12 protein-coding genes are annotated in these 14341 nt (G+C 65.4%); all 12 read right to left on the minus strand.

Features of this window, described 5'->3' with window-relative positions; genetic code table 11:
• Positions 1 to 4 precede the first annotated feature (4 nt).
• The gene (locus tag ACVIGB_RS46085) at positions 5 to 895 is read right to left on the minus strand and encodes an ABC transporter permease (RefSeq protein ID WP_456724271.1); all 891 of its coding nucleotides are present in this window, start codon (positions 893 to 895) and stop codon (positions 5 to 7) included.
• 4 nt (positions 896 to 899) lie between these two features.
• Complete coding sequence (locus tag ACVIGB_RS46090) at positions 900 to 1841, minus strand: ABC transporter permease (protein WP_456724270.1); 942 nt, start codon at positions 1839 to 1841, stop codon at positions 900 to 902.
• 31 nt (positions 1842 to 1872) lie between these two features.
• A complete protein-coding gene (locus ACVIGB_RS46095; protein ID WP_456724269.1) occupies positions 1873 to 3384 on the minus strand; it encodes an ABC transporter substrate-binding protein in 1512 nt (503 codons plus the stop codon).
• Positions 3385 to 3417: 33 nt separating this feature from the next.
• A complete protein-coding gene (locus ACVIGB_RS46100) occupies positions 3418 to 4500 on the minus strand; it encodes an ABC transporter ATP-binding protein (protein WP_456724268.1) in 1083 nt (360 codons plus the stop codon).
• The gene (locus ACVIGB_RS46105; protein ID WP_092124993.1) at positions 4497 to 5486 is read right to left on the minus strand and encodes an ABC transporter ATP-binding protein; all 990 of its coding nucleotides are present in this window, start codon (positions 5484 to 5486) and stop codon (positions 4497 to 4499) included. Before ACVIGB_RS46105 ends, ACVIGB_RS46100 begins: the two co-directional genes overlap by 4 nt.
• Positions 5483 to 6193, minus strand: coding sequence for a DUF1028 domain-containing protein (locus ACVIGB_RS46110; RefSeq protein ID WP_456724267.1), 711 nt, complete (start codon positions 6191 to 6193; stop codon positions 5483 to 5485). The genes ACVIGB_RS46105 and ACVIGB_RS46110 overlap by 4 nt, the downstream gene beginning before the upstream one ends.
• 219 nt (positions 6194 to 6412) lie before the next feature.
• On the minus strand, positions 6413 to 8218 hold the full coding sequence (locus ACVIGB_RS46115; RefSeq protein ID WP_456724266.1) for a gamma-glutamyltransferase family protein: 1806 nt from the start codon (positions 8216 to 8218) through the stop codon (positions 6413 to 6415).
• Between the two features lie 100 nt (positions 8219 to 8318).
• Positions 8319 to 9314: an ABC transporter ATP-binding protein gene (locus tag ACVIGB_RS46120; RefSeq protein ID WP_456724265.1), complete on the minus strand. Its 996-nt coding sequence runs from the start codon at positions 9312 to 9314 to the stop codon at positions 8319 to 8321.
• Complete coding sequence (locus tag ACVIGB_RS46125; protein WP_229164289.1) at positions 9311 to 10294, minus strand: ABC transporter ATP-binding protein; 984 nt, start codon at positions 10292 to 10294, stop codon at positions 9311 to 9313. The genes ACVIGB_RS46120 and ACVIGB_RS46125 overlap by 4 nt, the downstream gene beginning before the upstream one ends.
• Positions 10291 to 11253, minus strand: a complete 963-nt coding sequence (locus ACVIGB_RS46130) for an ABC transporter permease (protein ID WP_456724264.1) — start codon at positions 11251 to 11253, stop codon at positions 10291 to 10293. Before ACVIGB_RS46130 ends, ACVIGB_RS46125 begins: the two co-directional genes overlap by 4 nt.
• 11 nt (positions 11254 to 11264) lie before the next feature.
• A complete protein-coding gene (locus tag ACVIGB_RS46135) occupies positions 11265 to 12245 on the minus strand; it encodes an ABC transporter permease (protein WP_092124999.1) in 981 nt (326 codons plus the stop codon).
• 105 nt (positions 12246 to 12350) lie between these two features.
• The gene (locus ACVIGB_RS46140) at positions 12351 to 13949 is read right to left on the minus strand and encodes an ABC transporter substrate-binding protein (RefSeq protein ID WP_092125000.1); all 1599 of its coding nucleotides are present in this window, start codon (positions 13947 to 13949) and stop codon (positions 12351 to 12353) included.
• Between the last annotated feature and the right edge of the window lie 392 nt (positions 13950 to 14341).

Raw genomic sequence — 14341 nt, forward strand, 5'->3', positions numbered from 1 at the left:
TATGTCACCGCGCCTTCGGATCGAGCGCGTCGCGCAGGCCGTCGCCGACCAGGTTGAACGACAGCACGACCAGGAAGATCGCAAGCCCCGGCCAGATCGCCATCCATGGCGCGCTGGTCAGGAAGCGTTGCGCGGCGTTGAGCATGCTGCCCCAGGACGGCGCCGGTGGCTGCTGGCCGAGGCCGAGAAAGGACAGTGCGGCCTCGGCGATGATCGCGGCCGCGATCGACAGCGTCGCCTGCACCAACAGAGCCGGCAGGATGTTGGGCAGGATGTGGACCAGCGCGATGCGCCAGCGCGGATTTCCCATGGCGCGCGCGGCCTCGACATAGTCCTCGACCTTGACGCTCATCACCTGGCCGCGGGTCAGGCGGATGAAGATCGGGGTCGCTGAGACGCCGATCGCGATCATCGCATTGCCGAGGCTCGGGCCGAGGAAGGCGGCGAGCGCGATCGCCAGGATCAGGAACGGACAGGCCAGCATCGCATCGGTGATGCGGCTGATCAGCGCGTCGATGAGGCCGCCGCGATAGCCGGCGAGCAGCCCGAGCGGCACGCCGATCGCAAGCGCGATGCTGACCGAGATGACGCCGGCAAGCAGCGAGGCGCGGGCGCCGAACACGACGCGCACGAGCACGTCGCGACCGAGCTCATCGGTGCCGAACCAGTGCTGCATCGACGGCGCCTTGCGCACCAGCGACCAGCTCGTCGCGATCGGATCATAGGGCACGATCAGCGGCGCGAAGACGGCGAGCAGAACAAAGAGCGCGATCACGGCGAGGCCGAGCACGGCACCCTTGCGCCGGATCAGCCGCCGACCGGCGCGCCGTGCCGGGCTCTCCAGCGTCTCGGCGGCGGCAAGCGAAGCTGATGTGCTGAGTACGGCGTCGGTCATCCGGTCAGCCCCTCAGCCGCGGATTGACCAGGATGTAGGCGATGTCGGCGATCAGGTTGAGCGTGATGTAGATCGTCGCCGTTGTCAGCACCACGCCCTGCACGACGGCATAGTCGCGGTTGAACACGGCATCGACGATCAGCTTGCCGAAGCCCGGGATCGAGAAGATCTGCTCGGTGAGGACCGCGCCCGACAGCAGCGTGCCGAGCTCGAGCGCGCCGAGCGTGATGATCGGCGTCAGCGCGTTGCGCATCGCATGCTTGAGGATCACCGTGCGTTCGGAGAGGCCCTTCGCCCGTGCGGTCCGGACATAGTCGCTCTCGAGCACCTGCAGCATCGCGCTTCGGGTGTGCCGCATCAGGATCGCGGCGATCGCATTGCCGAGCACGAAGGCCGGCATGACGGATGCGGCTAGGCTGGCGCGCCAGTTTTCGCTGAGCGGCACATAGCCGGAGGCCGGCAGCCAGCCAAGTTCGACGGAGAACAGGAAGATCAGCATGATGCCGAGCCAGAAATTCGGCGTCGAGATGCCCCACAGCGCGAACAAATTGGCGCCGTAATCCCAGGCGGTGCCTTTCTTCACCGCCGAGATGATGCCGGCGGGAATGCCGATCAGGAAGGCGACCACGATCGCCATGCTGGCGATTTGCATCGTAACCGGCAGCTTCTGCGCGATCAGGCTCGACACCGGCATCTTGTTGCGCAGGGACTCGCCGAAGTCGCCCATCAGCACGCCCTTGACCCAATAGGCGTATTGCACCGGGATCGATCGATCCAGGTGGTATTGCTGGCGGATCTGTTCGATGACGGCCGGATCGCGCTCCTCGCCGGCCATCACGAGTGCCGGATCGCCGGGCAGCAGGTGTTGCAGCGAGAAGATCAGGAGCGAGACGAAGAACAGCGTCGGGATCAGCTGAACCAGCCGCTTGGCGAGGAAGTTCAGCATTGGCGGCCCCGCGTGCCCTGCGCTGTGGCGATCATTTCAATTTCAGCCCGACCACGCGCACCAATCCATCCGGCATCTGCCGGTAACCCTCGACCTTGGTGGTGTGCGCGATCAGGAGTGTGCGGTGATAGATGTAGATGATCGGCTCGTCATTGAGCACGATCTTGGTCATCTTCTCGTAGATCGCCTTGCGCTGGACGGGATCGTTGATCAGCCGCGCATCTTCCATCAGTCTGTCAGCTTCCGCGTTGGAATAGCCGCCGTCGTTCTGCGGCGCCTTGGTGTGCAGGAAGACATAGGAATTGCCGTCAGGATCGATCCGGCCGCTCCAGTTGATCTGAAACACCTGAAATTCGCCGGCTTGGGCCTGCTTGAAGGTCGTCGCAAATTCGACCACGCGGATCTTGATGTCGAAGCCGGCTTCGGCCGCCATCGACTGCACGACCTGGGCCACGGCCTCATTCTCGGCCCCTTTGGGGACCATGTAGTCGATGGCGACGGGCAGCGTGACACCGGCCTCCTTCAGCAGCGCCTTAGCCTTGGCAATGTCGCGTCCCCGAACCGGAAACGCCTTCTGATAGTAAGGATGTACCGGGCTGACCCATTGATTGCCGGGCGTGAACTCGCCGTTGAAGACCACCTGGTTGAGCGCCTCGCGGTCAATCGACAGGTCGAGCGCCTGGCGCACCTTTTCCGACTGGCTGAGCGGCCCCTTGCTCTTGTCGTTGCCGATGTTGATGGTGAGGCCGAGATAGCCGAGTTCGGGCGCGGTCGACAGCACGAGCCGCTTGTCGGCGCGGACGTCCTTGATGTCGGTGGCGAGCACGCGCTCGATCAGATCGAGCCCGCCGGACTTCAGATTGGCGAGCCGCACCGTGGCATCGACGATAGGAAGGAACACGATGCGATCGATGAAGACGTTGTCCTTGTTCCAGTAATCCTGAAATTTCTCGAACACCATGCGGTCCTGCTGCACGCGTTCGACGAACTTGTAGGGTCCGGCGCAGACCGGATGCAGGCCGAATTTGTCGCCCGCTTCCTTCACCGCCTTCGGCGAGACCATCATGCCGGCGCGGTCGGTCAACTGGGCGATCAGCGGCGAGTAGGGCGTCTTGAGCACCAGTTTGATGGTCAGCGGATCGACGACGTCGACATGGTCGAGCGCGGCCAATTCCGGTTTGCGAAACGAGGTCGGCAGCGTGAGATGGCGCTCCAGCGAGAATTTGGCGGCTTCGGCGTCGAACGGCTCACCGTCGTGGAACTTGACGCCCGGCCGCAGCCTGATCGTCATCTCCTTGCCGTCAGCCGAGTTCTCGTAGGACAGCGCGAGCTGCGGAACGATGTTCAGCTTCTCGTCAATGTCGAACAGCTTGTCGCAGAAGGCCGAAAAGACGATGCGGCCGACATAGGTGCGTCCGACTGAAGGATCGAGGATGTCGGGGTCCTCGGCGAGCCCGATGCGAAGCGTCGTCTCGGCACGTGCGCTCGTTCCGCACCAGGTCACGAGGGCCGCCATCAGGACCGCCAAGCGCCAAAATCTCATCGCCAACCCCTTAATCCCCTGCGCATTTGTTCCTTACGAAATAACCCCGGGCCGCCCCGAGGCTTCCGCCGCATTGAACGCCGCCACCAGCTTTTCCAGTATCGGCGAGAATCCGCCATCGGACGGCACGATCGCTTCCGCGCCGGGCAGCTCGCCCGTCCGGTGACAGGCCGTTGCATATCCGGTGCCATCTTCGCGCAACTGCGGCACTTCGCTGCGGCAGCGCGCGATCACATAGGGACAGCGGGTATGGAAACGGCAGCCCGAGGGCGGATTGAGCGCGCTCGGCAGCTCGCCCTCGAGCACGATGCGGCTGCGCCTGGCGCGCGGCTTCGGCACCGGGATCGCCGACAACAGCGCGCGGCTGTAGGGATGGCGCGGGGCGGCGAACAGCGCTTGCGCCTCCGCCATCTCGACGATGGTGCCGAGATTCATCACGGCGACGCGGTCGGCAATGTGCTTCACCACCGCGAGATCGTGCGAGACGAAGATGTAGGCGAGCTTCAGGCGATCCTGCAGGTCGCGCAGCAGATTCAGGATCTGGGAGCGGATCGAGACATCGAGCGCCGACACCGGCTCGTCGCAGATGATCAGCTTCGGCTCGACCGCAAGCGCGCGCGCAATCGCGATGCGCTGGCGCTGGCCGCCGGAGAATTCATGCGGATAGCGGCGCGCAAAGCGCGGCTCGAGCCCGACCAGGCGCAACAGCTCCTCGACCCGCTCACGGCGGCCTGCCGCCGGGACAAGATTGTGCAGTGCCAGCGGCTCGGTCAGGATCTGGCTTACCGTCATGCGCGGGTTGAGCGAGGCGTAGGGGTCCTGGAAGATCAGCTGCGCGTCGCGGCGGAACGCGCGCAATTGCTCGGCATTGAGCGCGCCGAGGTCGCGGCCCTCGAAGTGGATACGTCCGGCGTCCGGCTCGATCAGCCGCAGCACCAGGCGGCTGACGGTTGATTTGCCGCAGCCGGATTCGCCGACCAGCGCCAGCGTCTTGCCGGCCTCGACCGTGAAGCTGACGCCGTCGACCGCCTTCACATGAGCGGTCGGCCGGCCGAACACCGAGCGCTCGGCGACGAAATGCTTCACCAGCCCTTCGACCTCGAGCAGCACAGTCATGATACCAGCCGCTCCAGCGGCGCGCGGATGCAGCGCGAGGCGTGGGTCGCGCTCAGCAGCGCGAGCGGCGGCGGCGACCGGGTGCAGGCATCTTCCACGAACGGGCAGCGCGCGGCAAAGCGGCAGCCTGCCGGCGGGTTCGCCATATTCGGGACCATGCCTTCGATCGTGGCGAGATGGCTGGTGCGGCGGTCGAGCCGCGGGATCGAACCGAGCAGGCCGACCGTGTAGGGATGCTGCGGATTGGCAAACAGCTCGTCGACCGGCGCGCGCTCGACGATCTCGCCGGCATACATCACCGCAACCTCGTCGCAGACTTCGGCGACGACGCCGAGATCGTGGGTGATCAGGATGATGGCAGCGCCGCTGGCGGCCTTCAGCTCGCGCATCAAATCGAGGATCTGGGCCTGCAGCGTGACGTCGAGCGCGGTGGTCGGCTCGTCGGCGATCAAGAGCTGCGGATCGCAGGCCAGCGCCATCGCGATCATCACGCGCTGGCGCATGCCGCCGGACAGCTTGTGCGGATACTCGTCGATGCGCTTCTCGGGCGAGGGAATATGGACGCGGCGCAGCAGCTCGATGGTGCGCTCGCGCGCCGCGCGCCGGGAGCCGCCGCGGTGGCGCAAAATGGTCTCGGCGATCTGGTCGCCGATCGTGAAGCTCGGGTTGAGCGAGGTCATCGGCTCCTGAAAGATCATCGCGAGGCGATTGCCGCGCAGGTCGCGCAGCGTCGCGTCCGGCACGTCGAGCAGGTCGAAGCCGTCGAAGCGGATCGCGCCGGAGACCGCAGCCGACTGCTTCGGCAACAGGCCCATGATCGCGAGCGAGGTGACGCTCTTGCCGCAGCCGGACTCGCCGACCAGGCCGAGCGTGGCGCCGTTGGCTACCGAAAGATCCACGCTGTCGACGGCATGCGTCACGCGGCCGTCGTCGCCATGGAAGGTGACGCGCAGGCCCTCGATCTCGATCAGCGGACCGGCGGTCATTCGCGGCTCTTGGATGCCGCTGCGATGCCGGCGTCGATCTTGGTGCGGTCGCTGGTTCCGGCGGGGTTGTTGCGGGTCGGCATGAAGTCCCGGAACGGCACCCAATGTTCGCGGCTGACCGCTTCCAGCCGTTCCAGCTCGCGCAAGGGATCGGCGTGGTCATCGACCCGCAGGTCGAGCAACGGCCATTGCTCGGTTCCGTGGATCAGAAGGGCCGCCGATTGCTTGCCGCGCTTGTCACCGCCGGCTGTCTCGCCGGCGAACATCGCCTTGATCAGCCGTTCCGCGAACGGCAGCTTCTCGTTCGCGGCATAGATGCGCGCCGTCTCGTCGAGCACGGCGGGCCCCGCCAGCATGTTGCCGGCGATCGAGAAGCCGTCGCCGGCGATATGGCCGAACCAGTCGATGCAATCCTTGCCCGAGTGGGCGGCGATCCGGCCCTTGCCGTCCATGACATGCACCTGCCGGCTCTCGCGGCCGCCGTCAGACGCGAGCAGCGCCGCGATCGCCTCATGCGGGCTCTTGCCGTCGCGCAGCAGCGCGAGGCCGTCGATGCCGTAATAGGGATTGACCAGCGCCTGCGTCGCAATGGCGCCGATCCCCGGTGCAATGTGCGGCACGAGGGCGCCGACCGCGAAGAACCGCGTCGCGACGGCGATGCCGAGCTGGCCGGTGGTGCTGTCGCGGGCGATGATCGACCAGGTCATCTCATGTCTCTTCTCCCTCTCCCCGCTCTTCGCGGGGAGAGGGTTGGGATGAGGGGCTCGTTCCGCGAAAGCGGCAGATGTCGGGTTTGCGGAGGCTCCCCCGCACCCGGATCGCATCTTCGATGCGATCCGACCTCTCCCCGCAAGCGGGGCGAGGTGGAGTTTGAGGCTTGGCCCGCAATTCGATCCGACGTCATCATGATACGATGGTCATCTCGTCTAACGGCCCGCAGCGTAACCCTGCATGCCGCGCGGGTTGGCGGCGGCGCGGCGGCGGGGGCCGACTTTCGAGGCCGCGGTGAGGCGGCCTTCCGACCAATCCGGGCCAATCTCGACCACATGGCCGCGACGTTTCAATTCGTCGATGGTCGATTTCGGCACGCGATTTTCCAGCACCAGCACGCCGGGGCGCGAGGTGCGCGGCCAGAACGAGATCGGGAAATGCTCGGAGTGCCAGGCCGGCGCGTCGATCGCCTCCTGCAAATTGAGCCTGGCGTGGACATGGCGCAGGAAGAACTGCGTGATCCACTGATCCTGCTGGTCGCCGCCCGGCGAGCCCCAGGAGAGATACGGCTCGCCGTCGCGCAGCGCCATCGTCGGCGACAGCGTGGTGCGCGGCCGCTTGCCCGGCGCCAGCGAGGCAGGGTGGTTTTCTTCCAGCCAGAACATCTGGGCGCGGCTGCCGAGGCAGAAGCCGATCTCGGGAATCACCGGCGAGGATTGCAGCCAGCCGCCGGACGGCGTCGCCGAGATCATGTTGCCGGCCTTGTCGATGATGTCGAAATGCACGGTGTCGCCGCGCACCTCGCCGAACCGGCCGACGGTCGGCTCGCCCGCGCCCATGGCCCCGACCGCTTCGCGGTGCCCTTCGGCGTGTCGCAGCTTCACGACGCCGCCGAAGCCTGTGACCGAGCCGGGGCGGAAGTCGAGCGAAGCCTTGTCTTTCGAGATCAGCTTGCGCCGTTCGTTGTTATAGGCATCGGACAGCAGCGTTTCGATCGGGATGTCCGCGAACTTCGGGTCGCCGTAGAATGTTTCGCGATCGGCATAGGCAAGCTTGGCGGCTTCGATCTGCAGATGGATGAAGTCGGGGCCTGCGGGATCGAGCCCGTCGAGCTCAAAACCCTTCAGCAGCGCGAGTTGCTGCAACATCACCGGACCCTGGCTCCAGACGCCGCACTTCTGCACGGTGTAGCGGCCGTAATCGTAGGTCAGCGGCGCCTCGATGGTCGGCTGCCAGCGCGCCATATCGTCGGCCGACAGCACGCCGCGATGCGGCGAGCCGGAGACGTCCATCACCTCCTGGGTGCGGCAGAATCTGTCGATCGCTTCGGCGACGAAGCCCTTCGACCAGGCCTGCCGCGCGCGCTCGATCTGCGCCACGCGGTCGCCGCCTGCGCTCTCGGCCTCGGTCAGGATGCGTGCGTAGGTCTCCGCGAGCTTCCTGTTGGTGAAGATGGTGCCGGGTTTCGGCACCTCGCCACCAGGCAGATAGACCTCGGCCGACGTGGGCCAGTATTTCCGGAACAGCTGCTCGACGGTCTTGACGGTGGCCGACGCGCGCTCGACCAGCGGATGGCCGTCGCGGGCATAGGCGATCGCGGGCTCCAGCACGTCGCGCAGCTTCATCGTGCCGTAGTCGCGCAGCAGCAGCATCCAGGTTTCGAATGTGCCGGGCACGCAGGCCGCGAGCAGGCCGGTGCCGGGCACCATTTCGAGCCCTTCGCTGCGATAATGCGCGATCGTCGCCTTCGCCGGCGCCGGTCCCTGGCCGCAGATCACTTCGGTCTTGCCGCGCTTGACGTCGTGCACGATGAGCGGGACGTCGCCGCCGGGGCCGTTCAGATGCGGCTCGACCACCTGCAACGTGAACGCCGCCGCAACGCCGGCGTCGAAGGCGTTTCCGCCCTTCTCCAACGCCGCCATGCCGACGGCGGTCGCGATCCAGTGGGTCGAGGTGACGACGCCGAAGGTGCCTTCGATCTCAGGCCTTGTGGTGAACGGATCGGGGTTGACGTTGCTCATGGGGCTGCGCTTCCGGCTAGGTCTTGTGGCGCGCGCACTTGATCACAGGCCGCCTGGTATGCCAACCGCTTGGTGGACATGGCCGCTCCCATCCGCGTGATCATGCCGGAACGGCGGCGGCTGGGCTGTTGACGGCGTGGCAGGCGACGCCGTCGATCAGTTCCGGCGCCTTCTCGCGGCAGAGATCGAAGGCGAGGGGACAGCGCGGATTGAACGCGCAGCCCCGCGGCGGATCGATCGGGTTGGGGATCTCGCCCTTGACCGGGATCCGCTGGCGGCCGGACATCGCAAGGTCCGGAACCGCGCCGAGCAGCATCTTGGTGTAGGGCATCCGCGGGTTCTCGAACAATTTCCGGCCCTCGGCGATCTCGACGATGCGGCCGAGATACATCACGCCGATCCTGGTCGCCATGTGACGGACGACTGCCAGATTGTGGCTGATGAAGAGATAGGTCAGGCCGAACTTGTCCTGCAGGTCGCGCATCAGATTGAGGATCTGCGCCTGCACGGAGACGTCGAGCGCCGAGGTCGGCTCGTCGCAGACGATGAATTCGGCTTCGGACGCCAGTGCGCGGGCGATCGCGATGCGCTGGCGCTGGCCACCGGAAAATTCGTGCGGGAATTTTTGGCCGTCGTCGGGGTGCAGGCCGACCAGCGAGAGCAGTTCGCCGACCCGGGCCTTGATCTCACGTTCGCCCTCGATCAGGTCGAAGGCGCGGATCGGCTCGGCGACGATGGCGGCGACCCGGTAGCGCGGATTGAGGCTGGCATAGGGATCCTGAAAGACCATCTGGATGCGCCGACGCAGCCGGCGGCGCGCCTGCGCCTGCCGCGGATCGGTCATCGAGACGCCATCGATGACGACTTCGCCCGAGCTCGGCGGCAACAGGCCGACGACCATGCGCGCAACCGTGGTCTTGCCGGAGCCGGATTCGCCGACCAGCGCAAACGTCTCGCCGCGCTTGATGTCGAAGCTGACGCCGTCGACGGCCTTCAGGAATTCGAGATGGCCGCCCTCGATCACGCGGTTGAGCCACGGCTTCGAGACGTCGAAGACGCGGCGCAGGTTCTTGACCTCGATCAATGTCCCGCTCATGCCGCCGTCTCCTTCGCCGGCTCGAACAGATGGCAGGCGACGGATTGGGTGCCCTGCCGGATCGGCTCGGGGCGTTCGACGCGGCACCGATCGAAGACAAATGCGCAGCGCGGATTGAACGGGCAGCCGGCCGGAATCGCCGACAGCCGCGGCATCGAGCCCGGGATCTGCACCAGCCGCTTGTCCTCGCCCGCGAGCGTTGGGATCGCGCCCATCAAGCCCCTGGCGTAAGGATGCAACGGGTTGCGCACCACCTCCTGCACCGGGCCGATCTCCGCGATGCGGCCGGAATACATCACCGCGACGCGGTCGCAGGTCTCGGCGATCACGCCCATGTCGTGGGTCACCAGCATCACGGCAGTGCCGTGGTCGCGGCCGAGCCGCTTGATCAGCGTGATGATCTGCGCCTGCACCGAGACGTCGAGCGCGGTGGTCGGCTCGTCGGCGATGATCAGCTCGGGCTCGGCGCAGATCGCAAGCGCGATCACGACGCGCTGGCGCATGCCGCCGGAGAATTCATGCGGGTAGCCGTCGATGCGCTTTTCCGGCGCGGGGATGCCGACCTCGGCCAGCAGATCGATGGCGCGCCGGCGCGCGGCGCTTTCGCTCAGATTGGTGTGGGTGCGAATGGTCTCGATGATCTGGTCGCCGATCCGGTAGAGCGGATTGAGGCTGGTCAGCGGATCCTGGAAGATCATGCCGATCCGCTTGCCCCTGATGCGCCGGATCTCCTCCGGCGGAAGATGGTCGATCCGCGTGCCGGAGAGCTCGATCTCGCCGCCGGAGATACGGCCGGGCGGATCGATCAGCCCGATCACTGCGAGGCCGGTGACCGACTTGCCGGCGCCGGACTCGCCGACCACGCCGAGCACCTCGCCCTTGGCGATGTCGAACGACACGCCGTTGATGGCGCGCAAGGTCGCGCGGCGGGTGACGAATTCCACCTCGAGATTGCGCACGGAAAGAACAGGCTGGGTCATCGGAGCCTTGGGTTCAATGCGTCGCGCAGCCAGTCGCCGAGCAGGTTGATGGAGAGGATCAGGCCGGCAAGGGCAATGCCCGGAAAGGCGACGATCCACCATTCGCCGGCAAACAGGTAGTTGTTGCCGATCCGGATCAGGGTGCCGAGCGAGGGCATGGTGTCGGGCATGCCGGCGCCGAGGAACGACAGCGTCGCCTCGGTGATGATCGCGAGCGCGAGGTTGATGGTGGCGATGACCAGGATCGGGCCCATCGTGTTCGGCAGCACGTGCCGCAGCATGATCTTCGGTGCCGGCAGGCCGATCAGCTGAGCCGCCGCCACATAATCCTTGTTCTTCTCGACCATGACCGAGCCGCGCACGGTGCGGGCATATTGCACCCAGAAACTGAGGCCGATCGCGATGATCAGCACGCCGAACGTGCTCATCTCGTCGAGCCGGTTGCCGAGCAGCGATTTGGCGACACCGTTGACCAGGAGCGCGATCAGGATCGCCGGGAAGGTGAGCTGGACGTCGGCGATCCGCATGATCACGCTGTCGACCACGCCGCCGAAATAACCGGCGACCAGCCCAAGGGCGATACCGAGCGCGCCGGCGAAGACCACGCCGGCAACGCCGACGGCAAGCGAGATGCGCAGGCCGTAGAGGATCGCCGAGAGCACGTCGCGGCCCTGCTCGTCGGTGCCGAGCACGAACGGGCTCTGGCCGTCGGCGGTCCACAACGGCGCGATCCGCGAGTTGATCAGCTGCAGCTGCGCCGGATCGAACGGGTTCTGCACCGCAAGCCATGACGCAAAGATTGCCAGCAGGAAGAACAACAGCGTGATCACGGCGGCGACCATCGTCAGCCTGGAACGGCGGAACGAATAGAGGATGTCGCTGTCGAGCGCGCGGCCGAACCAGCCGGCAGGTGCCTGTGAGTGATCGTCGGAGCGATGGGGGACGACGGCGTCGGACATCGGTTGCCCCCTCACGCCGCGCGGCCGATGGTCGAGCGCAAGCGCGGATCGACCACGGTGTAGAGGATGTCGACCACGAGATTGATGGTGACGAAGATCAGCGAGACCATCAACAGATACGCGGCCATGATCGGGATATCGACATTTTGCACGGCCTGGACGAACAGAAGTCCCATGCCCGGCCATTGGAACACGGTTTCGGTGATGATCGAGAAAGCAATAACCGAGCCAAACTGCAGGCCGGCCACCGTGATCACCGGAACCAGCGTGTTCTTCAGCGCATGGCCGAAATGGATCGCGCGCGTGGTCAGCCCGCGGGCGCGGGCGAAGCGGATATAGTCGGTCCGCAGCACTTCCAGCATCTCGGCGCGCACCAGCCGCATGATCAGGGTCATCTGGAACAGCCCGAGCGTGATCGCCGGCATGATCAGCGCCTTCAGGCCGGAGACGGTGAGCAGCCCGGTGGTCCACCAGCCGAGCTTCACCACCTCGCCGCGGCCGAAGGAGGGCAGCCAGCCCAAGGTCACCGCGAACAGATAGATCAGCAGGATGCCGATCAGGAAGGTCGGCAGCGAAATGCCGATCAGCGATACTGCCTGGAATAATTTGGCGAGCACGGTGTCGCGGCGCAGCGCCGAATAGACCCCCATCAGGATGCCGGCGACCATGGCGAACACCGTGGCGCAGATCGCAAGCTCCAGCGTCGCCGGCAGCCGTTCCGCCAGCAGCGAGGAGACCGGCAGGCGGAACTGGTAGGACACGCCGAACTTGAACTGCAGCGCATTGATGAAGTAGCGGCCGAACTGCACCAGCACGGGATCGTCAAGGCCGAGCGAGCGCCGGATTTCAGCGCGCTGCGCGGCCGAGGTGTCGATCGAGACGATCTGGCTCACCGGATCGCCGGCGAAGCGGAACATCGCGAACGCAATGACGCCTACGGCGAGCATCACGCCGATCGCCTGCAGCACGCGGCGAAGAGTGAAAGCCAGCATCTCTACCTTTCACTGCTTTTGACGTCCGGCGCGCGCGGCTTTGCGCGGCCGAAAACCGAGAGGTCCCGGAAGCCTGCGCTTCCGGGACCCAATTCGCTGCAACCACTATTCACCTTGTTTGGTCGCCCAGTAGAGCAGCACCTGGTTGTCCGCGCGCTGGGTCAATTTGACCTTTTTCGACACGCCCCACACCAGCGGTTGCTGATGCAGCGGAATGTAGCCGTAATCCTTGATGACGATCTCGTAGGCTTGCTTGATCAACTGGTCGCGCTTGGCAGTGTCGCTCTCGACCAGGACCTTGTCGGTGAGCGCGTCGACTTCCTTGTTGCAATAGCCGCCGAGATTGGCCTCGCCCCGGGTCGAGTCCTTCGGATCGTCGCGGCAACCGAGGATGTCGTGCAGAACGTTGTGGGAATCCGATGTCGCGGGCGTCCAGCCCAGCATGAAGAATGAGGTCTGGTAACCGCCGGGCTTCAGCACCTTGCCGAAATACTGCGCTTTCGGTTGCGCCAGCAGGTTCACCTTGACGCCGATGCGGGCCAGCATGCCGACCACCGCCTGGCAGATTGCGGCGTCGTTGACGTAGCGGTCGTTCGGGCAATCCATCGTGACTTCGAAGCCGTTCGGATAGCCGGCCTCGGCCAGGAGCTTCTTGGCGCCATCGGGATCGAGCTTCGGCCGGGTGAACTCCTTCGACAGCGGATAGAGTTCGGGTGCGATCATCAGCGTCGAGGGCGTCGACATGCCGCGCATGACGCGGGTCTTGATCAGGTCGACGTCGATCGTCTTGTAGAAGGCTTCGCGGACCTTGATGTCCTTGAACGGATTCTTGCCCTTGACGTTGGAGTACAGCAGCTCATCGCGCGCCATGTCCATGCCGATGAAGATGGTGCGGATCTCCGGTGCGGTCATGACGGTGGCGACGCCGCTGGAATTGACGCGCTGGATGTCCTGCAGCGGAACCGGCTCGATGACATCGACCTCGCCCGAGAGCAGCGCGGCAACGCGGGTGGCGTCGGAGCCGATCGGGGTGAAGATGATCTCCTGGAGATTATGCTCGGGCTTGCGCCAATAGCCTGGAAACGCCTTGAACACAGTCTTCACGCCGGGCTGGTGGCTCTCGATCGTGAAGGGGCCGGTGCCGTTCTCGTGCAGCGCCGCGTAGCTCGGTGTGGTCGCGGAGGCCGGCGTCGGTGCGACGGCGTTGTTCTCCTCGCACCACTTCTTGTCCATGATGTACCAGCTATCCCACTGCGAGGTCAGGATGGGATTGGGCGAATCCAGCGTCACGTCGACCGTGTAGTCGTCGACCTTGGTGAACTTGGCGTCGGCCGGGACATTGCTGAGGAAATTGGAGCCCTTGGCGCGGACGCGGTCGGCCGAGAACAGCACGTCGTCGGCGGTGAAAGGATCGCCGTTGTGGAATTTGACGCCCTTGCGCAGGTGGAAGCGCCATTTGGTCGGGCTCAGCGTCTCCCAGCTTTCCGCCAGTGCCGGAATGATCTTGAGGTCCTTGTCGCGCGCGGTGAGGCCTTCGTAGACGTGCGCGTGGTGCGCGATCGTCGTGGTTTCCTTCAGCGTATACGGATCCAGCGACTTCAGCTCGCCCTGATTGGCATATTTCAGTGTCTGGGCCGATGCCGGCAAGGCAAGGGCGACCAGCGCGACGGCAGTCGCTGCAAACAAACTCCAACGTACCGACATGTGATCCCGCGTCCCCGTTTTTGTCCGCCAGCTGCTTTGTCCGGCTGCTATTATTGATGCATGTTGCCAGAGTTTACCGGCCGCGCAAGCGCGATTTCCCAAAGGGTTAATCGGTTCGCGCGGGTGCAGCGCAATGAATGCGCTAGGAGAGTAGGCGGTTGGTGCGGGCGCGTGACATTCGACTTTCGGAGTGCTGCTTGCCGATCGCCGGCGAGCCCGTTGGTGCCGGTCCCACCAAGCGGTTTGGAGCGGTCGCTCCAAACCGTTTGGGGCCGTCGTTCCAAACGGTTTGGTTGACCATAACGGATGATTGAGGCCGACTATGCATCGGGGCAGGTACGGCTCGCTTGCGTGACCGACCCCGTCCCGGCGATACTGAGGCGGGCCAGGCG

This window comes from Bradyrhizobium sp. USDA 4341, assembly GCF_054063755.1.